Source organism: Paenibacillus sp. JT22N12 (genome assembly GCF_056269365.1).
Window position 1 is genome coordinate 267,598 of the sequence record NZ_JBWDNU010000008.1, and the last position, 22,916, is coordinate 290,513.

Annotated in this window: 23 protein-coding genes; 2 read left to right on the top strand and 21 right to left on the bottom strand. The window is 51.5% G+C overall.

Annotated elements, in window-relative coordinates; genetic code table 11:
- Window positions 1–83: 83 nt before the first annotated feature.
- From AC0YOA_RS26385 to ilvD, 10 genes are all read right to left on the bottom strand, one after another.
- Complete coding sequence (locus AC0YOA_RS26385) at window positions 84–344, bottom strand: HPr family phosphocarrier protein (RefSeq protein ID WP_210039787.1); 261 nt, start codon at window positions 342–344, stop codon at window positions 84–86.
- Between the two features lie 39 nt (window positions 345–383).
- The gene (locus AC0YOA_RS26390) at window positions 384–947 is read right to left on the bottom strand and encodes a hypothetical protein (protein ID WP_475789160.1); all 564 of its coding nucleotides are present in this window, start codon (window positions 945–947) and stop codon (window positions 384–386) included.
- A gap of 202 nt (window positions 948–1,149) precedes the next feature.
- Complete coding sequence (locus tag AC0YOA_RS26395) at window positions 1,150–1,983, bottom strand: undecaprenyl-diphosphate phosphatase (RefSeq protein ID WP_475789161.1); 834 nt, start codon at window positions 1,981–1,983, stop codon at window positions 1,150–1,152.
- A 23-nt stretch (window positions 1,984–2,006) separates the two neighbouring features.
- The gene (locus AC0YOA_RS26400; protein WP_475789162.1) at window positions 2,007–2,621 is read right to left on the bottom strand and encodes a DedA family protein; all 615 of its coding nucleotides are present in this window, start codon (window positions 2,619–2,621) and stop codon (window positions 2,007–2,009) included.
- A gap of 187 nt (window positions 2,622–2,808) precedes the next feature.
- Window positions 2,809–4,791, bottom strand: a complete 1,983-nt coding sequence (locus tag AC0YOA_RS26405) for an ABC transporter permease (protein ID WP_475789163.1) — start codon at window positions 4,789–4,791, stop codon at window positions 2,809–2,811.
- Window positions 4,766–5,536 carry an ABC transporter ATP-binding protein gene (locus tag AC0YOA_RS26410; protein ID WP_475789164.1) on the bottom strand — a complete coding sequence of 257 codons (771 nt, stop codon included), beginning with the start codon at window positions 5,534–5,536 and terminating at the stop codon, window positions 4,766–4,768. The genes AC0YOA_RS26405 and AC0YOA_RS26410 overlap by 26 nt, the downstream gene beginning before the upstream one ends.
- A 77-nt stretch (window positions 5,537–5,613) precedes the next feature.
- Window positions 5,614–6,606, bottom strand: a complete 993-nt coding sequence (locus AC0YOA_RS26415; protein WP_475789165.1) for a sensor histidine kinase — start codon at window positions 6,604–6,606, stop codon at window positions 5,614–5,616.
- 3 nt (window positions 6,607–6,609) lie between these two features.
- A complete protein-coding gene (locus tag AC0YOA_RS26420) occupies window positions 6,610–7,308 on the bottom strand; it encodes a response regulator transcription factor (protein ID WP_475789166.1) in 699 nt (232 codons plus the stop codon).
- Window positions 7,309–7,428: 120 nt separating this feature from the next.
- Window positions 7,429–7,968: a DUF1697 domain-containing protein gene (locus AC0YOA_RS26425; protein WP_475789167.1), complete on the bottom strand. Its 540-nt coding sequence runs from the start codon at window positions 7,966–7,968 to the stop codon at window positions 7,429–7,431.
- A 180-nt stretch (window positions 7,969–8,148) separates the two neighbouring features.
- Complete coding sequence (gene ilvD, locus AC0YOA_RS26430) at window positions 8,149–9,843, bottom strand: dihydroxy-acid dehydratase (protein ID WP_475789168.1); 1,695 nt, start codon at window positions 9,841–9,843, stop codon at window positions 8,149–8,151.
- Window positions 9,844–10,013: 170 nt separating this feature from the next.
- On the opposite strand from ilvD, the gene AC0YOA_RS26435 reads away from it, so the two are divergent.
- Window positions 10,014–10,760, top strand: coding sequence for a YwaF family protein (locus AC0YOA_RS26435; protein ID WP_475789169.1), 747 nt, complete (start codon window positions 10,014–10,016; stop codon window positions 10,758–10,760).
- Between the two features lie 6 nt (window positions 10,761–10,766).
- Here AC0YOA_RS26435 and AC0YOA_RS26440 read toward each other — a convergent pair whose 3' ends face one another.
- On the bottom strand, window positions 10,767–11,357 hold the full coding sequence (locus AC0YOA_RS26440) for a TetR/AcrR family transcriptional regulator (RefSeq protein WP_475789170.1): 591 nt from the start codon (window positions 11,355–11,357) through the stop codon (window positions 10,767–10,769).
- A gap of 160 nt (window positions 11,358–11,517) precedes the next feature.
- On the opposite strand from AC0YOA_RS26440, the gene AC0YOA_RS26445 reads away from it, so the two are divergent.
- Window positions 11,518–12,279, top strand: a complete 762-nt coding sequence (locus tag AC0YOA_RS26445) for an SDR family oxidoreductase (protein WP_210039775.1) — start codon at window positions 11,518–11,520, stop codon at window positions 12,277–12,279.
- A gap of 60 nt (window positions 12,280–12,339) precedes the next feature.
- Here the strand turns inward: AC0YOA_RS26445 and AC0YOA_RS26450 are convergent, their stop codons facing one another.
- The 10 genes from AC0YOA_RS26450 to AC0YOA_RS26495 form a co-directional block, all read right to left on the bottom strand.
- Window positions 12,340–13,338 carry an aldo/keto reductase gene (locus AC0YOA_RS26450; RefSeq protein ID WP_475789171.1) on the bottom strand — a complete coding sequence of 333 codons (999 nt, stop codon included), beginning with the start codon at window positions 13,336–13,338 and terminating at the stop codon, window positions 12,340–12,342.
- A 12-nt stretch (window positions 13,339–13,350) separates the two neighbouring features.
- Window positions 13,351–13,869 (bottom strand): DinB family protein, encoded by a 519-nt coding sequence (locus AC0YOA_RS26455; protein ID WP_475789172.1) that lies wholly within the window; start codon window positions 13,867–13,869, stop codon window positions 13,351–13,353.
- Between the two features lie 198 nt (window positions 13,870–14,067).
- Window positions 14,068–14,271 carry a CLC_0170 family protein gene (locus tag AC0YOA_RS26460; protein ID WP_210039772.1) on the bottom strand — a complete coding sequence of 68 codons (204 nt, stop codon included), beginning with the start codon at window positions 14,269–14,271 and terminating at the stop codon, window positions 14,068–14,070.
- A gap of 23 nt (window positions 14,272–14,294) precedes the next feature.
- On the bottom strand, window positions 14,295–15,536 hold the full coding sequence (locus AC0YOA_RS26465; RefSeq protein ID WP_475789173.1) for a Ger(x)C family spore germination protein: 1,242 nt from the start codon (window positions 15,534–15,536) through the stop codon (window positions 14,295–14,297).
- Complete coding sequence (locus tag AC0YOA_RS26470) at window positions 15,505–16,623, bottom strand: GerAB/ArcD/ProY family transporter (protein ID WP_475789174.1); 1,119 nt, start codon at window positions 16,621–16,623, stop codon at window positions 15,505–15,507. The genes AC0YOA_RS26465 and AC0YOA_RS26470 overlap by 32 nt, the downstream gene beginning before the upstream one ends.
- Window positions 16,574–18,295 carry a spore germination protein gene (locus tag AC0YOA_RS26475; RefSeq protein ID WP_475789175.1) on the bottom strand — a complete coding sequence of 574 codons (1,722 nt, stop codon included), beginning with the start codon at window positions 18,293–18,295 and terminating at the stop codon, window positions 16,574–16,576. Before AC0YOA_RS26475 ends, AC0YOA_RS26470 begins: the two co-directional genes overlap by 50 nt.
- Before the next feature lie 199 nt (window positions 18,296–18,494).
- On the bottom strand, window positions 18,495–19,037 hold the full coding sequence (locus tag AC0YOA_RS26480) for a GNAT family N-acetyltransferase (RefSeq protein WP_475789176.1): 543 nt from the start codon (window positions 19,035–19,037) through the stop codon (window positions 18,495–18,497).
- Between the two features lie 50 nt (window positions 19,038–19,087).
- Window positions 19,088–20,074 carry a zinc-binding dehydrogenase gene (locus tag AC0YOA_RS26485; protein ID WP_475789177.1) on the bottom strand — a complete coding sequence of 329 codons (987 nt, stop codon included), beginning with the start codon at window positions 20,072–20,074 and terminating at the stop codon, window positions 19,088–19,090.
- A 343-nt stretch (window positions 20,075–20,417) separates the two neighbouring features.
- Complete coding sequence (locus AC0YOA_RS26490; protein WP_475789178.1) at window positions 20,418–20,933, bottom strand: hypothetical protein; 516 nt, start codon at window positions 20,931–20,933, stop codon at window positions 20,418–20,420.
- A 97-nt stretch (window positions 20,934–21,030) separates the two neighbouring features.
- On the bottom strand, window positions 21,031–22,701 hold the full coding sequence (locus AC0YOA_RS26495; protein WP_475789179.1) for a family 10 glycosylhydrolase: 1,671 nt from the start codon (window positions 22,699–22,701) through the stop codon (window positions 21,031–21,033).
- Between the last annotated feature and the right edge of the window lie 215 nt (window positions 22,702–22,916).

The window sequence follows — 22,916 nt, forward strand, 5'->3', positions numbered from 1 at the left end:
ATCGGATCGTCCCCTTTTTTTTGTTTCCTTATCCGAAAAGGGATATCCTGTGAAGAATATGGCTCCGCATGCGAATGGAGGCACTATCGCTCTTCCAGTAAACCGACAATGAAGGCCATCGCTTCTTCCTCGTCATTTCCTTTTGTTTCAATCCGGATCTTCGTACCCGAATCAACTGGCACCAGCATGACGCCAACAAGGCTTTTGGCATCCACCGCATGCTCGATATAATGATGGTCAAAATAAATATGGATGTCGGAGGTGAACTGTGCAGCCTTCTGAAAAACCGCAATCAAATCCTCGCGTTGAATCTCGGAATGGATAATAAATTCATAAACCTTCATAGTATCAACCTCTTCATATCGTTTCGACTTGACGCGCTGCTATGGCAGCAGCCCGCTTAAATCCTCCAGCTTGGGTTTCTGGAACTCTACGACAAGGCTTCCATTATGAATCCTGATGTTTCGGACAACCAGAACTTCCGGCAGTTCTTCCCCGATTGGAATCACGACATTCCCGAAGTAACGGATGGGCAGGGTGATATCTCTCATCCGGGCCTCTTCGATGACAGCTGTCAGGTCCGGATTCCGCCACTCCAGCCGGTAGGTCAGCTTCAGTGCCGCGGGAACCCGGTCCTTGACACGAATGTTCAGATCGGCGATCAGCCTGTCCCCGGCCAGTTGAAATTTTGCACCCGTTACTACAATTCCGCTGCCGTACCGGGGTGCTTGCGCAAGCGCCTGTTTTCCAAAATTGTTAATATCCGTCTCTGACAGCATTAATTCCGTAGATAACCGTCTGACCATGCTCATAGCCCTGTCCAAGAGCGGCACTTCCTCATAAGCCAAATCGAGCTTCTGGCTTGGGGAGACATACCATATAGCACCGGTGACCGCCAGAGCTATGTTAATGACGAAAATAACCAACGAAATCAATAGCTTTTTCACGATTGTCCTCTCAACTCCAGGTCTGCCGGTCGTCCTGCTTATTCCAAAATCCGTTTCTGACACGATTATATCATGTTGAATGAGACGATGCACCGAGAGAGGGTGTTTCTCTGTTCTAGACGATATTGCTCCGCTTAAGGTTGCGAAAGAAAAGCCGAACCACCTGCGCCTTAGCGCCTCGATGATCCGGCCTGAGCTGGATTTAAAAATAAACAACATACACAATGACGGCAAGCACGATCCGGTATATTGCAAATGGAACAAGCTTGACGCGATTGATCAGCTTCAGGAAGAAGCGGATGGAAATGAGGGCGAAGACGAAGGCGCTCACGAAGCCGACAATAAAGAACGGCAGGGAATCCATGGTGAAATACTCCCAGTTCTTGACCAGCGAGACCATGCTCGCCCCCAGCATAATCGGCACTGCCATAATGAAGGTGAAATCGGCTGCCGCCCTGTGGCTCATCCCGAGGAGCACACCGCCGGAGATCGTGGAGCCCGATCTGGAGAATCCCGGCCAAAGCGACAGGCATTGAAAAAGACCGATCATGATGGCTTGTCTGTAGGTAATCTGATCAACAGTTTGAATACTCGGAACAGCCGGAGCGAACCGGTCGGCTGCAATCATCAGAACCGCACCAAGCACAAGTCCGATCAGCACTGTTCCCGTGGAGAACAGATGATCGTCAATATAACTTTCCGTCAATACTCCAAGCACGCCGGCTGGAAGCAAGCCAACAATGACCTGCGACAGTCTCAGACGCTGTCCCGGAACGGCAGCTTGACCCTCGATGCGCCGCCGCAGCCCAAGCAGATCCATGAACCGTTTCCAGAAAATAATAACGACGGCTAATACGGAGCCCAACTGTATAACAACCTTGAACGTATTCGCCACATATTTGGTCAGAAATTGTTCGGACTGCAGCCACATATCATCCACGATAATCATATGTCCTGTCGATGAGACGGGGGCGAATTCCGTTACGCCTTCCACAAGGCCCAGCAGCAGTGCTTTCAACAATTCAAAAAAATCCATTCCTGGCACCTCTCCCGTCCTGCTTAAGCTTTAGCTTTTCTCTGTCTGCGGATAAACAAGAAAATGAACACGATCATTCCGGCACCGATTGCCGCATATGCTGCATGGGAATACAAGTCCATGAAATGGAGAATATCCGCCCAATTCTCTCCCAGAGCTGCTCCAATCAGCACCAGAATAATGTTCCAGATCAACGTCCCCAGGGTAGTGAAAAGAAGGAACAGCCAAAATTTCATCCGCGACATGCCCGCCGGAATGGAAATCAGACTTCGTATTAGCGGAATCATCCTGCAAAATAGCACGGTCCAATATCCATATTTTTCGAACCAGGTATTCGCTTTATGGATATCTGCCTTCCTGAGCCTCAGAACATGACCCCAGCGTTCGACGATTTTCTCCAGTCTTTCCACGTGAAGCAGCAGCCCGATGCCATACAGGACAACGGCTCCCAGCACAGATCCCACCGTAGCAAAAGCGATGACGCCGGGTACTGTCAGACTCGTGTTGGTCGTCATAAACCCGCCAAAGGTAAGAATGACTTCCGAAGGAATGGGAGGAAAGACATTCTCCAGGGCGATCATCAGCAAGATTCCCCAATAACCAAACTGCTCCATAAAATCAGTTATCCAGTTCTGCATCTTCTTTAAGCCTCCTCACTAGTCAGGTGAAAGCCAGGCTGCGCAGGTGGAAACGTCTTCCGATCGCTGTTGTACCTCTGAATTTTTTTATTGTGGATACCTGTATCGGTTAAATTCGGGGTACAAAGGCGAACGCTTACGCTTCTCCAGACTATTTCCGCCTGCTCCGCCAGTTATTCACCTGCCTTTAAACAAGCGTCTTCTTCAGGTTCCGCAAGTAGCGGTTGCGGATGAAGAAGAAATATAATATCTGCGCCATGAAAAAGCTGATCAGCACGATCCCCATTTGATTTGCGATCGACAGAAAGAAAAACTTCTGTAGAGCAATAAACGCGAATATGCTGTGCACAACCGCAAACATAATCGGAACGAAGAACAGCAGGGCAAGCTGCCTCGTAACCATCCTCGACAGCTCTTTTTCCGTGAGTCCAATCTTGACCATGGTGAGAAATTGGCGGCGGTCATAATCCAGATCCGCATAAAGACGAAAGTACAGGAAGCTGCCGGCGGCAATAAAGAACACAGTGCCGACGAGAAGGGCAACGAACAGCATAATGCTGTACAGGCTGTTTTGCGCGGCCTGCAGCGTTCCGCTTACTGTAATTGCATAAGACTGGCCCATGTCATAGCGCATCACCCCGAAGTCCGCCAGACCTTCCAGCATCCCGATCGTTTGTTCAATATCCTTGACATAGAAACCGGTATAGTAATCGGTTTGGACCGAGGCGGTGATTTGGTTGAAAAGCTGATCGCTTACGACCATTCCGCTGAATTCTGTATCGATATCCTCCTCCAGCTCGGCCAAATCCCGATCATCGTCGAGATCCGTCATCAGATAATCCGGTATGGCAACCCGCTTGGTGTAGCCGGTCTCGCGAAGGCTTATACCGCTGTCCTTAAGGGTATATGTCAAGGGCTCCCGAACCTGGATATAGGCTTTATCCCGCAGCGAGCTCATCAGAACCAAGGCTTCATTGCCGCTTAAAGCCTGTTCCGCCGTGGGCACGCCCGCCAGAAGGGTCACTTCCCTGTAATCCGAGAATGAGATCAGATGCAGCTCTCTTTCTTGAGCGGAATCCGCTGCCGAATGGGTCTGAACCGCGACATATTTGACCGGCATGCGGTAGCTTTCATAGGGAATAGCTTTGTCGGCTAATTCATCCCTGATCTGCTGCAGATGCCCTTCCTCAAGCCCGCTTCCATCCTTGGCCACGTAGCCGATGGCGGCCGGATAATCATCGGCGAATTGACTGGTCAGGGTTTGCAGGGAGGTGAATGCGCCGACGCTGCAGAACGAAACAGTCGAGATGATGGTAACCATAAAGAACATCCGGGCATTGTCCTTCACCCGGTAAGCCAGGCTGGAAACCGTTATAATGTTCGTTTTCCGCAGGAAAAAGGAACGCTTCTTCTGCAGCAGCTTGATCGTGTATACACTTAGCTGCGTGTAGAAGAAATAGGTGCCGGTTATCGTCATCACGATAACCGGAATCATCCTCAGGATCACCGTGGACACGCTCGCGGACGCCGATAAATAATAGCTTGCGGTAAGCAGGACGACGGCAAGCAGAGACAGCAGAACAGAGCTCTTCGGCTGCGCTTTGGGCTTCTGGCCGGATTGAAACAATTCAATTAATTTGTTGGTGCGGATCAGGACCGCGGTACATAAGGAAATCAACAGAAACAAGACGATGAAGGACAGCGCCGTGAGCGCGAGAGCCTTACCCGACAGATAGAACGGCAGCGACGACAAGCCTACGAATTTCGAGCCGATCATCAGGAACAGCTTCCCCGTCAGCAGCCCCGCTGCAATCCCCGCGGCAATCGCTCCCAGGCCAATCAGCATATTCTCAAAGAAAATCATCCGGTTGAGCTGTCCTTTGGTCATGCCATGCATCATCAATATGCCGAATTCACGCTTGCGCATTTTCAGAAAAGAACTGACAGAATACAGAACAAAGAAAAATGAGAACACATACATAATGCCTTCCGCTGCCACAAGCGCCTGTATCGCGGCATTGAAGATCATGCCCTCCTGAATGCCCGGATTAAAGATGAACAGCGCGCAGATGCAAAAGATCATCACCGAGAAGGAGCTGCTCAGAAAATAAGCCGCGTAGGTCCGCTTGTTCCGCATTACATTCCTATAAGCGAACTGACGAAAGGTCATGGCTGTCCCCCCCTAACAGCGACAGCATATCGATGATTTTTTGAAAAAAAGCCTGACGATTGTTCCCGCGGTAAATTTCGTTGTAGAACCTGCCGTCCTTGATGAAGATGACCCGGCGGCAAAAGCTGGCGGCCAGCACATCATGAGTGACCATCAGAATTGTGGCTCCATCCTGCTCGTTAACAGCCGAGAAGGTCTCCATCACATCCCTGGAAGCCTTGGAATCCAGATTGCCCGTCGGTTCGTCCGCCAGAATAAGCGAAGGGGCATGGATGATCGCCCTTGCTATCGCAGTCCGCTGCATCTGTCCGCCCGAGATTTCATAGGTCCGTTTTTTCAATATGGCCTGAATCCCAAGCTTCGCGGCCACTTCTTGGAGCCTGCGGTCCATCTCCGGCACAGCCACGCCATCGAGGGTCAGTGTCAGCAGAATATTTTCTTCCACTGTCAGCGAATCGAGCAGATTGTAATACTGAAAGACAAAACCCAATTCATGTCGGCGAAAAAGGGCGGTCTCCTGCTTGTTCAGCTGCTGCGGATCCTTGCCGTTGATGATGATTTCTCCTGATGTCGGCTCGTCGATGGTCGCCAGAAGATTCAGCAAGGTCGTTTTTCCGCTGCCCGACGGGCCCATGATCCCAACGAATTCGCCGGTCTGAACGTCGAACTGGATATTATCCAATGCCCTGTACGCCACCTTGCCCTCATACAGCTTCGACAGATTACGAACCTTCAAAATAGACAATGGGCATAACTCCTTGCGCAGTGGAATGTCCTTATTATATAAAGGCAGGAGAGTCACTGCTATCGTTCAAGATTACATTAGCTTACAGCTTTGTAAGACTTGAAAAGAATCCGGACGGTCGTTCCCAGCCCGACTGTGGATTCAAGCTTCACGTCATGGCCCAGCTTTTCACAGATTTGCTTCACCAGATAGAGTCCCATTCCCGTCGACTCCTGGAACTGCCTCCCGTTCTCCCCGGTGAAATAGGGATCGAAGACACGCGGCAGATCGCTTTCGGCTATGCCTACCCCTTCATCGCGTATTTCCAGAACTGTTCCTTCCGTGCCGGAAAAGCCCCGAAAATAAAGATGACGGTTGTCCTGTGCCGTATAGCGGACAGCATTCGTAATGATCTGATTGATGACAAAGGACAGCCACTTGTCATCCGAGGCGACTGCAAGCTTCCCCTCGATATGAATGACCGGAAAAATACGCCGGCGGATAAACAAGCGCTTCTGGCTGCTGGCCGCCGCACGCACGACGGCTTCCAGATCAAGCTGCTCCACATAAAAATCATGCTCGAACATGTCCAGACGGGCGGTGTACAGGACCATCTCAAGACCTTTTTTGAGCTTGTCCATCTCGTCGCCGATAGCTGTAAAACGGGGCTCATCCTCGTTTTGGATCATCAAATGAATGACCGACACCGGCGTTTTCATTTGATGAACCCACTGGTTGATGAATTGAATATGATCCTCAATCCGCTGCTTATACTGCAGCAGATCCGTTTGGTAGTGCCGGAATTGGCTCTTGAGCAGAGCCTGCAGGCTTTCAGTCAGAGGGGTTTGATGGCGGGCTTTGAACAAATCTTCATTCGAGGCGAGCGGCTGCTCGAGCCGCTCATAGAAACTGCGGTTTGTGATATACCGGAAAGCCAGATAGCCAATCAGCATGCAGGTGCCCAGCAGGCCCGCATATAAGCTGACAGCCGTATGACGGTAACCGTCCAGCCAATAGATAAAACCGATAACAAGCAGCTGCGAGAAATACAAATAGATAAAGGGCAGCTGCTCACGGAAGAATAGCTTCATGCCTTACTCACTCCCCCAGTTCGGGTAAAGCCGATACCCCTGGCCGCGAATCGTCTGAAGCGAATCGTGAATATTCAGAGCCGTGAGCTTCTTGCGGACACGGTTCACATATACATTCAACGTATTATCGTCCACAAAAGTTTGCTCATCCCATATTTTGTCCAGCAGCCGGTCCCGGCTGACTACTTTCTCCGCTTTCTTCATCAGCTCATCCATGATCTTCGCTTCCGTATGGCTGAGCTCGATTTTCACATCATGCAGGGAAAGCAGCAGCCGCTCTACATCCAGCGTAAGTCCGGCAACGGAAATGGTCCGCTCGTTAGCGGCAACGGCATAGGAGCCGTAAGCCCGGCGGAGCAGACTACGGATCTTGGCGGTTGCGAGTTCATAATCGAAGGGCTTGGTAATATAGTCGTCCGCACCGTTCTCCAGGGCCATCACCTGATCCATCTTGCTCTCACGGGCGGAGATGAACAGAATGGGACATGTCGAGCTGCTGCGGATCTGCCTGCACCAATAGTAACCGTCGAATTTGGGCAAATTCACATCCATAAGCACAAGATGCGGCTCGAACTGCTCGAATTCAGCCAGAACCGCTTCAAAATTCATTACGGCCCTGGTCTCGTAACCGAAATTATGCAAATGCTCCTGCAGCAAGCCCACCAGTCCCTTGTCATCTTCAACAATAAATAACTTGAACATCGGCATTCTCCGTTCTCTGAGGCGATCCTCTAAGAGAGGACCTTTACTATCAATTTGCCGTCTTTATTGGCATCCCGGCATGCCTGCGCATGCGGAGGCCACCTATTCACGGGTATCCAATCAAGCTCTGCACATTGCCGCCAGCTTGTTTACGGTTTGCCAGTTGCGGGTCGTTGCGGTCACCTTGAGCTTCTTCTCGAGAAAGATATTGGAGAATTGGGTAGTTCCATAGTTGGTGCGGCACCAGAGGTAAACTTCCTTTCCCTGGACGCGGAGCTCGTCGGTCCCGTTCTGGAAGGAAAGCAAATGCTGAATGGACTCTGCAGCCGGTTCATTGGCAAGAAATGCAATATACAGCTTCCCCCCGTCGTCATTGCCGTAGGAGGCAAATGGATTGCTGCCGATGACCTCGTCCAGCTCATCGATGGTACGCACGATCACCGGCACATCGAATGAGAGCGAGTCCGCAAGCTTGTTCCCGATCTCTTCGGACAATAGCTTCGTCTGCTTCTTTTGTGCCTGAAAGACCACGTTTCCGCTTTGGATATAGGTTTGCACCTTCTGGACAGGCAGGGATTCCATAATGCTTTTCAGTACATCCATCTTGATCTGTTTCTTCCCGACATTAATGCCGCGCAGCAAAGCAATATAAGTGGTCACGCTCAATTCCCCTTCCCCGCAAACTTTTCATATGCAAAATCGTAACACGTTCCCGTTCATGGAAACAAGCCTGCATCGGTATGGCCTCTCTTCGCCCTTAGAGACAGCCCCGGCATAACAAGAGCCTCTGGTCCACTGGACCAAAGGCTCTTGTTGGCAAGGATGTGCTTTTCCTATTGGTTAATCCAGATTCAAATCGGTCACAGCCCCGGTCGAAGCGGACGAAACAAGGCGTGCGTACTTGGCCAGAACGCCTGTGGTGAATCTGGGTACGGGCCTGGTCCAGGTCAGCGCGCGTCGTTCCAATTCCTCGTTGGAAACCGCAAACGAAATCTCCCGGGTTTCGCTGTCGATTGTAATCATATCCCCATCCCGCAATAAACCGATGGGGCCGCCAACCTGGGCCTCGGGAGAGACGTGCCCGACAACGAAACCGTGCGAGCCTCCCGAGAACCTTCCGTCTGTCATCAAGGCTACTTCCCCGCCCAGTCCTTTCCCAACGATCATAGCTGTTACAGAGAGCATCTCCGGCATGCCGGGGCCTCCCTTGGGACCGACATAACGGATGACCACGACGTCCCCCTTCAGAATTTCATCATTCATAATGGCCTGCGTCGTCTCTTCTTCGCTGTCAAACACGCGCGCAGGTCCGGAGAAGCGGAGATTCTTCAGTCCCGACATCTTGGCTACGGCACCCTCGGGAGCCAGATTGCCCCGGAGTACGACGAGCGGACCGCTCGCCTTAAGCGGATTATCGAAAGGCCGGATGACGGCTTGTCCGTCAGCCAATGGCCGGGCATCCGCCAAATTCTCAGCCAAGGTTCTTCCCGTGACAGTCAAACAATCGCCATGGAGCAGTCCTTCAGCCAGCAGCAGCTTCATGACGCCGGCGACGCCGCCCACGTCATTGAGATCCTGCATGACATATTTGCCGCTTGGCTTCAAATCCGCCAGATGCGGCACCTTCAAGCGGATGCGCTCAAAGTCGTCAAGCTTCAAATCAACCCCGACGGAATGCGCCATTGCAATCAAATGCAGGAAGGCATTCGTCGAGCCGCCAAGCGCCATCACGACCGTGATCGCATTCTCAAAAGCTTTTTTGGTCATGATATCGCGCGGACGGATATTCTTCTTCAGCAGCTTGAGCACCGCTTTGCCCGCTTCCGCGCATTCCAGGGCTTTATCGGGCGAAATCGCGGGCGTGGAAGACGATCCGGGCAGACTCATACCCATGGCTTCGACAGCCGATGCCATCGTATTGGCGGTATACATGCCCCCGCAAGCGCCAGGACCCGGGCATACCCGGCATTCCACCTGATGCAGCTGCTCATCGTTGATTTGACCGTTCTGATGCTGTCCTACCGCTTCAAAGGCCGTAACGATATCGACGTCTTTGCCGTCAAGCTTGCCGGGCTGAATCGTCCCCCCATATACATAGACGGCAGGCAAATTCATGCGCCCGATCGCCATGAGGCAGGCCGGGGTATTCTTGTCGCAGCCTCCGATGGCAACCAGCGCGTCAAAACGCTCCGCCTGGGTTACAATTTCAATGGAATCGGCAATCACTTCCCGGCTGGGCAGCGAGAACAGCATCCCCTCATGCCCCATCGATATTCCGTCTGACACGGTGATCGTATTAAAGATCAACGGAGCGCCGCCGTGGGCCTGGACGCCCTTCTTGGCTTCCCTGGCCAAATGGTCGATATGCATATTGCAGGGCGTCACTTCACTCCAGGTGCTGGCAACGCCGATCATCGGCTTTTTGAAATCGTCATCATTAAATCCCACAGCACGGAGCATCGCACGGTTTGGAACCCGGTTGACGCCTTCGCTGATCACGATGCTGCGAATCCTCAGATCTTGATTATCCGCCATTTTTCCACCACTCCTTCTCCATTGCCTGTATATCCGTTATTCCTTCATTAATACTGCCGCTAACATTCTGCCCTTCGCCGAAAAAAGTATACCGTTTCCCGATGCTATTCTCCGCGTCCATAAGATAATATAAAGTAATGGAACATTTTTCAAACCAGGAGGAAAAGCCAATGGATCGATTTCTTGATGTCAAACAGGCAGCGGCCTTCACGGCCTACTCTCCGCCGCATCTGTTCGCTCTTCTTATTTTCGGCCTGGCCGTTATCCTGCTGTATCTGTTCCGCGGCTGGCTTCAGAAGGGCAGCCGAAGCCGGAACGGCCGGTATTTCCTGGCGGCTGTATTAGTGATCTGCGAGGCATCGCTGAATATCTGGTATACCGCGGAATCCGTTTATCAGGTGAAAAGCTCTCTGCCGCTTGAGCTGTGCAGCATCACCTTGTATCTGTGCATCTTGATGCTGCTGACCCGAAACCGCATGCTTTTTCAAATCGCTTATTTTACGGGAATCGGCGGAGCCATTCAGGCCTTGCTTACGCCGGCTCTTGATTACGGCTACCCCCATTTTCGCTTCATTGAATTTTTCACCGCCCATATTGCCATTATTCTGGCCGTTCTCTATATGGTATGGGTTGAGCGGTTCCGGCCGACACTGAAATCCATAGGGCTTACCATGATCGTTCTGAATGCTCTGCTTGTTGTTGTCCTGTTCGTTAATGCCGCAACCGGGGGGAATTACATGTTTCTCTCCAGAAAGCCCGATTCCGCGTCGCTCCTCGATTTCCTTGGCCCCTATCCCTGGTACCTGCTTTCGCTGGAGGGCGTGGCTTTGGTGCTGTTCCTGATTCTATATCTGCCTTTCGTTGCCATACCTTCTCACGGCAGGAAGAAAGGGGTCCAGTCATCCTCCGAGAAATAAGCAATTCTACAGCAGAAGCCTGCTCGTCGATTCGGCAATCATCAGAATTTGCTCCATTATCTCTTCTTCCGAGGGCTGCAGATCATTTTTGAGCCAATACGTAAATACGCCGATAGCCCCGCCAATAATCCAGTTGATATAAAGCTCGGGGTTTACCTTGGTATTAACCGGGGCTGCTTTCCGGTAGCTGTTGTACATGGCCTGATAGATGCGCTCATGGAACCTGGATGCAAACTCCGGGACCCCCTGCGTCAGGAGCATGACTTTGTAGAAAGGCGCATTATCCTTGATATGCCTGACTGACAGCTGGACGGCAAGGAACAAATCCGTCGGGGATGGAGCCGAAATGGCGGACATTTGATCAATTATTGCCGCGTATTCGTTCAGAGTTCCGTCCATTACCTCTGACAGCAGCTCCTCTTTGGAGGAGAAATGATCATAAAATGTGACCCGGTTGATACCGGCACGATCGGCAATTTCCTTTGTTTTCAGCTCATGAAATCCTTTTTCCATCATCAAACCCAGCAGGGCTTCTATTAGCAGCGCGCGCGTCCGCATAACGCGGATATCCGGATAAACACTCCCGTGCTTCAACATTCTATAACCACCCGTAAACATTAATTGACAGATTTCCGGCTTCTGTCGTAAAAACGACTGAATCGCTTGTTGTGTCATTGACCATTTGAAAGCTGTTGCTATCATTATAGATAACACCCTTAACACAAACAACTTTTGAAATCGAAGGGATGGGATTTAGATGAAGCTTCAATCCAAATCAGCCGTCATCACAGGCGCTGGGTCAGGAATGGGACGGGCTATGGCGATTTTGTTTGCCCAGGAGGGGGCCAGCGTCATTGTCGCTGATGTGAACGGCGCTGCGGTAGACAGCGTTGTGCAGGAAATTACGGCTGCAGGCGGCAAAGCTGTCGGGGTCATTTCAAATGTGTCCAAGGAAGAGGACGTACAGCGGATGATCGATCAGGCAGTAGACAGCTTCGGTTCTCTCGATATTCTGGTAAACAACGCAGGCATTATGGACAATATGGTTGCTGCCGGAAATTTGACGGACGAGCTGTGGAACCGTGTCCTCGATATTAACCTTACCGGCCCGATGAGAGCGATCCGCAAGGCGCTGCCCATCATGATCAAGCAAGGCAAAGGGGTCATCGTCAATACGGCCTCAATCGGCGGGCTGTTTGGTTCAAGAGCGGGACTCGCTTATACCGCCTCCAAGCACGGCGTCGTCGGTCTGACCAAAAACGTCGGCTTCCAATACGCCAAAGCCGGAATCCGCTGCAACGCCATTGCTCCCGGTTCTGTCGCAACCAACATCGGCACCACCATGCAAACCCCGGATCCTTATGGTATGGAAAACGCCATGGCCGGTATGGGCCTGAACAGGGCCGAGCCAGCTGACCCCGCTCAAATTGCCCGCGTCGCCCTGTTCCTCGCCTCCGATGATGCCAGCTACATTAACGGCACCGTGGTGACTGCGGACGCAGGCTGGACCGCTTACTAAGCTTGTAAAGCTTCTAAAAAAAAGCAAAAACACCTCTTGCTGAAAGAGGTGTTTTTGCTTTTATTTGAGCCCGCCGTCAAGAGCAGAGCTGGTGCAGCCTTCTTCCAGATATTTGACCATTTGGGGTGTCAGCCTGACTTCTGCCGCCTGCAGAGCCTCTTCAATCTGGGTCTGGGTATGGCTGCCGATGACTGGAATAACCGGGAATGGCTGGCTGATCAGATAAGCAAGGGCAATGGCGGATACCGGAACCGACAGCTGCCCGGACAGCTCCAACGCTCTCCCGAGCCTGCCCAAATTGATATCGTTATAATAGGTTTGTTTTGTGGAATCCCGCAGAGACTCTGCTCCGCCTGCCGCCATTTTTGAAAAAAAACCTTTGGCCTGCGACGTGAAGGCGAAAAGAGCCATTTCCGATCGCTTATGAAAATTCAGCTCCGCCCTGTCCATTACCACCATCGTGCGGTCGCCAATAGCCTCCTCATTGACTTCGGCGAGGCTCCATTGAATTTGACTGGCAAAAAAAGCTTGAATTCCTTTATCCCTCGCATAGGCATTAGCTTCCTCTATACGGTCGGAACGCCAGTTGGAGCAGCCAAAATAACGGATTTTACCCTCCCGCACAAGCCGGTTCAAGGTTTCCAGAATTTCGCCGGCCGGTCTGTTCCGTTCATCCCGGTGCAGCCAGTACAGATCAATCTCATCGACGCCCAGAGCGGCCAGGCTCTCATCCAGATCGGAAACAATATCCCGTGGCGACAGCCTGGATATGTTCATGGTCGACAGATCGGGATGGGCGCCCTTGGTGGAGATCTGAATTTGCTGCCGCTTGCCGGAGGCTTTCAGCCAGGCTCCGACCGTTTTCTCGCTCATCCCGTGACCGTCAGGCAGCCAGTCCGCATAGACACGGGCGCTGTCCACTACGCTGCCTCCGCCATCAACAAACTGGTCGAGGAGACGGAAGGACTGCTCCCGGGTTACAGCCGTTCCATAATCCGCCGTGCCCAGCGCGACAGGAAGCAGGGAGAGATCGGTTCCCTTGATCGTGATTCGGCTCATTCGTGTTTCCTCCTATTCGATTCCATATCTCTCGTTAATGATCTTCCTGTGATGAAGCTCATGACCGGCAATGATATAAGCCAATGCGAGAACATTGATTTCCTTCCCGTTGACAATCCCCCTTCTGGTCGGGGCATCCCCGGACAACCCCTTCAGCAGACATAAAGTGGACCGCCGCACCAGAGTGTATTCCTCCATTAATTCAGACAATAAACGCGAATCAAAATCTGCTGCCTCCACGTAATCGTCCTGCTCGAAGCCGGGGAGCGGCGTCTTGTCACCTCTGGCAATCCGCAGCAGCCGGTAGCTCATGATTCTTTCGGTATCCGAGATGTGGCCGATGACTTCATTCAGACTCCATTTACCCGGCGCATATCTGAAACTCCCCTGATCCTCAGACAAATTCCTGAACTGCTCCAGCGTTTCCCCCAGCTGCTGTTCAAGAATTTTCGTGACACTCCCATCCGGCACTAAGCTTATGTACGTACCAAAATAGGGGTCATAATCTTGCTTTGATAACCGATAAGTCATAAGGGCTTTCGCATCCTTCCATATTGTGTTTCCAGCAAAAAACAGATGTTCCGATGTATCCACTATAAACCTAACACAAGGAATTCAAAAGCAATTTCATTAAAAAGGACCGGGGATCATGCAGATCCCCGAGTCCCTTCCCTCCATGAATACCCTCGTTCACAGTCTGGATCGGCCGTGCCGCCTGTGATAATCCGCTCAGGTCACGATAGCCGTGACAATATTAATAACAAGCGTCAAGCTGCCCAGACCGATATTTACCCATCCCAGCACATGTGCAATTTTATGCTCCTTTTGCAGCTTGTCCTTGGCCTGCTTTCTTCCATCGAAGCGAAGAATCAAGTAACCCGAGCCAATAAAAGTCAAAATAATAAAATTGACATACCCCACATTTTGAAGCAATTCATCACCTCATTTGATAAAAATCAGCTTGCCTTCATCCCGACCCTCCGCATCCGCACCTGGCATTGAATATCGACGGACAAGGTCTTGAAGGTCTCCGTCCATTTCTCATCCGTCCGGATATTGCGATTCCAGTAACCCGGCATCTTCGCCCGAAACTGTTCGCCAAAGCCGAATATATCCGACTCTGCTGCCTGCAATTGCTTAACAAATGCCGTGGTTCCCTTCACAGTCATGGAAGCCGAGGTGACAGCAAGCTCCTCCAGGCTCGCTTGTTTGTCGATTCTGGAGTTCTCGTTCGCATTCTCCTCAATTACCTCTTCCAGGAGCACATGCACCTGTACATGCGGCTTCCCATCCTTCACAGATACCTGTGTTCTGGTTCTTCGCTGCGTGGCTCTGATCATAATCAAGTCCTGGCTCCCCTCGCGCCTTGGAATAAAGGCTGTATAACCTCCCCGCTTCCTGCCGGTCAAAGCCATATAAAACCCGATTTCAAGCGGCTTGGTGCTTCCAACCATTTTATCCCCTTTAAAATAGGCAAGTCCTGCGACTTCAATGCTTCCTTCCCTGTTCATATCGAGCAGCGGCAGGATCGGCTCTACCCCTTTGCTCGTACTCTTGCTCCAGAATATGCCGATAAATTCATTAGGGTATTTGCCCATCTCCACAGCATGATCAAACATGGCCAGCAAATAAAGCGCAGGAACCCTTTCCAGCTGCGGAGCCGCCCTTACCACCTTCTCGGCTCTGCCTTTGGATATACTGAGCCATGCGAGTCTTCGCACCTCCGCATTTCTTCTCAGATAATCATTCAAATTCTCAAGTCCCACGCGGGCTACCTTCTCGGATACGATAATGACGCGAAGATGGCCAAGGAACAGCTTATCCGCCAGCTGCTGCTGCAGCACACTCATGGCATCATCCATGGTATGTCCGCTTGCCGACAAAATCCAGACCGGCTTCTGCGAAGCCCCGGACCCGCCTCCTCCTTCGCTGCTTGGCCCCAGCGGAATACGTCCCGGCACAGCGATTTGCGCAGTAAGCTGGTACCCGATGCCCTCCGGCTCCGGGATGGAGTCCTTGACATGCGCCACCTCCGGTTCCTCCTCCTCCCCTTGGGGAGTTGCAACATCAATCGCTATAGCTAGCACAACTGCCCGCTCTTCGATTTCCAGACGGTCCCAGCAGCCCGTCAGCAAAGGAACGAAGATGCTCACAAGCAGAATTGAGCTACAGGTTCTTTTGATGCTCTGAACCGACATTCTCTTCGCCCCTTTTCTTGCGGATCATGGCCAGCATCAATAGCAGACACGGATACCCGATCGTAAGGATGAGTCCGGTTTGGCCAACAATATCAATAAAATCATACATTTGCAGCACGCTTTGCGGCAGCATGGCACTCAAGAAGATAAATGGCAGCAGAAAATAAGAGAACATCTTGTGATCGCGGAGACGGAACATTTGCGTAATGGATTTTATCGTCAAATAATAGGTCGAGAACAGCGTCGTGAAAACCGCGGTTACCCAAACAGCCAAAAATGCCGCATCCAGTCTTTCCAGGATATTGGCGGGAAGAGCAGTCGTTTTGGCCAGCTCCAGTGTTGGCCACATCAATACTTTTATTTCTTCAGGACCGAATACGGCAACTGCCGCAATCACAATCAGCAGATATAACACGCCAGATATTCCCCATCCCCATAGCATTGAAACGTAGGCTCTTTTGGGGGAACGCATGAAGGGAATAATCAACGTTATGACGAAGGAACACTGGAACAGCGCCGCAATCGTCAGCAGGCCGCTGAATATCTGATGGTGCTCGTTTCCCCATATCGGAAGCAGGTTTAAGGCAAAACCATTTTTGAGCGAAAAAATAACGATGGCAATTCCCGGAACAAACATGAAAGGCAAATAGAACAGATGGACGCTGGTAAATGTGGCGATATCCGTTCTTACAATCACCGCTGCCAGCAGCAGCATCATGATCACCGTCACTTCCAGCGGAGTGCGCTTCAATACGGAGGTCACGACCACCTCTCCAAACTCGCGTGAGGCCAGAGCGGTCAGGATGGCGAAGAAAACGACGAGTGCCATATTGATAACCAGGGCAAGCCATCTGCCTAAAATATCTTCACTGTATTGAATCAACGACTTTCTGGGAAAACGCACGCCAAGCACGGTTGTCAGTATCAATCCGACTAGTCCGATAAGAGCTCCGATAAGCGTAAACAACGGAGCTCCCGAATCCATGGCATTAACGGACAGACGGGGCAGTTCAAGCACACCGACCCCAATGATGGTGCTAGCGATAACTGCTGCCGCCTGAACCATCGTTATCTGACGAGCTTCCATCCTGATTCCCTCCTTCCTCCGATTCGGTATTCTGCATCGGATCAAGCACATTGGATTGCTGTTCGTGGTTGGGCTGCGACTTCTCCCCTACCCGGGTCGGATCAGGAGAATGGAGCATCGCGGGCCTCAGCTTCATCGACCAGATCGGAGCACGCGTAACCAAATCCTTGAAGCCTTGCATATCAACCGGAACTGCCGGGCTCATATACGGAATACCGAAGGATTTCAGGGAAAGCATATGATTCCCGATCACGATCAAGCCAATCACGACGCCATACAAACCAAACATACCGGCCATGATGATAAGCGGAAACCGAAGCATACGCAGCGCGAAGGCTGAGTTATAGGCGGGCGTTGCGAACGATCCGATTGTCGTCAGCGCGATAACGACAACGGTAATAGGGCTTGCGAATCCGGCCGCAACCGCCGCTTGGCCGATAACAAGCACGCCTACGATGGATAATGCACCCCCGACCTGCTGCGGCAGCCTGATGGTAGCTTCCCGCAGCACCTCCATGGATATCTCGACAATAAGCACCTCAAAAAAAGACGGGAACGGTACTCCCGCTCTCCCCCCGGCTACGGCAACGGCGAACTCCGTAGGAATCAGTTCGGGATTGAAGGAGATGATGGCAACATATAACGATGGAAATATGAGAGAAAAAACCAACGCTATGACACGCACCACCCTGATGAAGCTGCCCTGCAGAAAACGCGATGTATAATCCTCGGTTACCTGGTAGAACTGGTTGAACACCGCCGGCACTATAAGCGCGAAGGGCGTTCCGTCCACCAGAATGGAAACCCTTCCTTCCAGCAGATTGGCAACGACTTTATCGGGCTTCTCGGTATTCTGCACCTGAGGGAACGGGGACAGATAGTTGTCTTCGATGAACTGCTCCAAATAGCCGGCATCCATAATTCCATCGATATCGATATTGGACAGCCGCTTTTCCACTTCCTGAACCAGCTCCGGATTTACAATCCCGTCCAGATACGTAATCGCGACATCGGTTTTGGTCACCCGTCCAAGCGTAATCACCTTTACCCGCAAATCCGGGGTCATCAGCCGGTAACGGATCAAGCCCAGGTTGTCGTCCAGATGTTCGATGAACCCTTCCCTGGGGCCTTGAATCACCTGCTCGGTCGGCGGCTGCTCGATCGCTCTCTTGCCAATATCCCTGCAGCCCATAATGAGCACTTCATCCAGACCTTCTATGGCAAGGACCGTTGATCCTCTCGAGATGCCATCCACCAACTCGCTGATCTTGGAGGTCGTCTTGATGGGACTGTAAGTCAGCGTCTGCCGCTTAATCATGTTTGCGAGCTGTTTGGGGGTTTTGCGTTCCTCCTCTGGCGTCTCCACAATCCTCATTAAAGGCCGCAGCACGTCCTCATTGATTTGCGTTTTGTCGGCCAAACTGAAGTAATAGAACAAAACCGCCGGATAATGGCCGTGAATATCGAATTCACGGATAATGAAGTCATCGCTGTCTTTAAGCAATTCCTGCAAGAAAAGAACCGTTTCATCAATTGACCGATGAGTAGGCTCATCCCCCAGCTTCTCCATAATCTTGTTGGGCGTCTCTATTTTCCTTCGTGACTGATCAGACCTTTGGATATGATTTGACTTTTGCTTGGATCTATTAATCATGGATCTCCAGACGGACATATCCGTTCCCCCTCACATACCGGAATAGAAAGCTTGCTCATTATCGATATTCTTCTCCCTGATAGGCTTCCAATTATTTCATTCGATTATGCATGCGGGCCTGTAACGCTGTGAGGCAGAAAAAAAGGCCAACCGGAAACCGCCGGTTGGCCTGATCAGACAAAAGACTGCCTCGCGGCAGTCCGTTATATATTCGTATTCATTTGGCATAAGCCTTCTGGTGAAATGAAACGATATAGCGGAATAAAGCTTCTCCATCAACAGGCAGACCGCTGCCAGGCTCAAACCAGTTGAACATGGCCCTGTAAGGCTCAGGGACCCATCTGTATTGATGGACATAATCCGTTAAGGTAAATCCGCATTTTTCCCAAAAGCGGATCCGGCTGGCGTTCACGGCCGTCTCATCCGCTTCCGCCTCAATAACGATTCCCTCCAGAGCCTGCTCCTCCTGCGCCCAACGGGAAATGGCCCGGACGAAGTCCGCACCCGCACCTTGACCCCGCAGGTCTTCCCGAACGGCAAGATAATCGATAACCAGCACCCTGCCGTCATCGCTTCTGGCAGATATCGCCATAGCGGCCGCTTCCTGATTAATCGATCCGATGTGCAGGAAACACAAATGCTTGTCGAACATCCGCTTGATCACCGCATCGGATTTCCGGCCTTCCTGCGCAAAAGCTCCGTGATAAATCCGCAGCGCCTCTGGCCATAACGGATGGTTCAAATCAGCTGATGTAAACATAATCAAATGGCTCGTACCGGCACCCCCTGCTGTATTGGAGCTCCTTGCTCCTATTGAAGGAGAAGAACTATTTTCCCAGTGACATGTCTTTGCGATAATCGGGTCAGCGCTTCCGGCACCTGCTCCAGCGAGATAATCTCACTGACCATCGATTTGATCTTCTTCCCCAGCATCAAGGCCATAAACTCGTCCGCCATGGCTGCCAGATCCTCCTCGGCCTCCCGGTTTCCAGATCCATGGGCCCCGCTTAACATGATTTTGTGCAGCGTGAACGTCTTGGAGGAGGGCTGAAAATCCGCTACGGTTTCCGGAGCCCCCGCGATGCAGGCTAATTGCCCCCCGAATTTCAAAGCGGACAGATCCTCCTGCGCGGTTGCGCGGTTGACGGAATTCAGGATTAGATCCACGCCGGCCCCGTCAGTAAGCTCTCTGATCCGGCTGTACGTATCCTCCTTATTATAATCAATCCCAACGTCGGCACCAAGCGCCCTCACATGCTCCATGCTTTTCTGGGAAGCCGTTGTCAGGATCAATGATGCTCCGGCAAGTCTGGCAAGCTGAATGGCATATCCGCCTACGCCTCCTCCGCCAGCATGAATCAGGATCGATTGACCCGCTTGCATATGCATTTTGCGAAATAACACCTGATAAGCGGTCAGGCCAGCGCATGGAAAAGCCGCTGCCTCGACGAAGGAGACGCCTTCAGGAATTCGCGCAGCCGTATGTGCGGTGGTCACGCTGAATTCAGCATATCCGCCCGGCTTGGTAAAATCGCCATGATAAACAACGCGGTCGCCAATCTGCCACTTCGTCACGCCATCCCCAATCTCCACTACTTCGCCCGCAACATCCACGCCAGGGACAAAAGGGTACACCCATGCGGGATGGCCGTTCAAAGCGAGCTTGTAATCAACCGGATTCAATCCGGCCGCGATTACCTTGACCCGGATTTCACCCGGTCCGGCCGCCGGAACCGGCAGCTCCGTCATTTCCAGGGATTCCGGCTTTCCCGGTCTGTTCCATACAAGTGCTTTCATAACGGTTACCTCCTGTATGTTTTGTGCAGTAAAACTGGCTTCACAAACAGAAGCTTTAAGTTTTACGCCGCAAAACCTGCTTCGTTCAGATAAAATGCTATTCTGCCCATAATTCATCTAACTGAGGAAAAAACAGGACCGGATAACGGCCCTGTTTCCATTGTATAGGTAATTGCTCGGCATTGTCTATTCGGAAGCAGCAGGACCTTGCATTTTCTCCTGATTAGCCGTAGGCCTTTCACACCCGGCCCAAATCGATAAAAGTGAAACTTACACATTCTATAAGGCAAAAAAAGACCCGCTCGGTAACCGAGCGGGCCTATGTATAGCCGCAAGCTAACAATTAAGGGATATACTGCTGAACGATGCGGACAACCTTCCCGTCCTTAATCGTCAAATGATAAGGAAAAGCGCTCAAATCCACGATATGCTTATCTCCAAAAATGGCATTAAACTTCTCGAGCGGAATTGCCTGATTAAAGACGGGCTGAAGATCTTCCAGCACACCATCCTGATCATATATCTGCATCTCTACCTGCGCGTCTGGATCGATCTCGACCGCTTTGGTTTGATTATCGGAATTGACAATATAATAGCCATCCAGCGCGCCGTCCATTCCGGAATCAGGTTCATTCTCGAGAAAGGCCTCATCGGCGGCAGCCCCCTCAAACCACTGAATATCGTCGACTGTCAGATACAGCTTGCCTTCCTTGTGATCAATATGATTGATAAAAGCGGTCACCGTTTCAACTGACTGCCCGGCTGGCGCGCTTTCTCCCTTGCCTACGGCATTTGCACTTGGGATGGAGAATGCCAGAACGACTGCAATTACGGCTGTAGATAATGATAATTTTTTCATACTTAAGCCACTCCCTATCAAGGACATCTGGTTATAGAATAACTATAACCGGGAATAGGCTCCAAATTGTTTCGAAAAGGTAACAATACCGTATAAATTAATTAAGATTGTAATAAGCTGTGAGCGCCTGAAGAAGTCCCAGCGGATTTTTGCGCAAATCCTTGGCGCTGAAGAACAGGTCGCCGCTGACTTCTTTAATCGAAGTGTTATAAGACAATTGATCGATAATCTCCTTGGCATTCTGCCAGCCTGCCTCGGCAGTCCCCAGCTTGTAAGGTGAATGGCCGATATACAGCTTAACGTCTGTGCCGCGTACCTCATTCGCCCACCAATCCACCAAGCTGCCATAGGGAGCCGCCGTGAAAGAGAAGCTCCAGTATATCTGCGGAACGACATAATCGATCCACTCCTGCTTGATCCAGGTGCGTACATCCGCATACATGCTGTCATAAGCGGTTACACCAGCCTTGGTATCCGAGCCTGTCGCATCCAGCGCTTTGTTGCGCCACACCCCGAACGGACTGATGCCGAACTGCACCTGCGGCTTGGCGCTGTGGATGGATTCGCCCAGCTGCCGGACAAATTCATTAATATTATCCCGGCGCCAGTCGGCGAGCGTGGCGAGATTCTTGCTGTTGTATGTCCGGAAAGTAACATCATCGCCAAAGGTGCCGCCGGACGGATAGAAATAATCATCCAGATGGATGCCGTCCACATCGTATTGATGGACCACTTCCATGATCGTATCGATAATATGCTGCCTCGCCTCCGGGATGCCGGGATTAATATAAAACATGCTGCCGGATTTGACGATCCATTCGGGATGCTGCTTGACTACATGATTGCCGGCCAGCTTATCCGTTTTCGTATCTGTCGTCGCGCGGAACGGATTGAACCAGGCATGGAATTCCATTCCCCGCTTATGTGTCTCCCCAATCATAAACGCCAGCGGATCATAATCCGGCGCTTTCCCGCTTGTTCCGGTCAGAAAGGCAGACCATGGAACAAGCGTGGAGGGGTATAAAGCGTCCCCTGCCGGGCGAACCTGAACAAATACCGCGTTCATGCCCATTCCTTGCAAATCATCCAAAAGCTTGATGAACTCATCCTGCTGCTTCGCCCTGTTTCCGAATGAACCCGTTGATGGCCAATCCAGATTGAAAACCGTCGATACCCAGGCTCCTCTGAGGCCTGCGCCGATGCCCCCCGTACTCCCGCCGCCGTTATCGTCAAGGGGCGGCAATGGAAAGGCGGGATCGACCGGCGGCTTTGGCTCCGCCGGGGTAACAGGATCGACAGGCTCGGATGGAGGCGGCTCAGCCAGACCTCCGCTTAGCATCGTGATCGTATGCTCGCTCTGATTCCAGTTTACCTGCAGACCGAGCTGCTCTCCGACAAAACGCAGCGGGACCATAACTCTGCCCTGCTTGACTGTCACAGTCGTTCCCAAGGCAATCTTGCTTCCGTCCACGAGAGCGTAGGTTTGGCCGGCCGTCAGCGCAATCATTGTTTCAGGCCAGCTGATGGTCACGCTCTTGCTGCTCTGCTTCCAATCCACCGCCGCTCCCAATCCTTCGCTGATCACTCTGAGGGGAACCAGGGTTGTGTCCACTTTAGGAACAATATAAGGAGATACATCGCTTATGATTTCCTGCCCGTCCAAAAAGATCTTAATCGTACTGGAATTCTGGGCATGCACATTCAGGGCCGCAGCTTGCGACCATAAGACAACAAACAGCAAAACAGCCAGACACTTGCGCAAGTTCATTAATAAATCCTCCAAATTTCGTTAGACTCTGCTTCTTCACTTATATATTGGACGCATCATAATGGAAATTGTTGCTTCCAATAAAAAAGAGACCTCCGGAGAGGTCTGAAGTGCACCCCTTAGAATAGACATTGGAAAAACCCCCTGGTTATTCCGATGAATTCTAAGGGGTGCATTTTTATGGCGATTAAAGGACAAAAGTATCAATACTATCC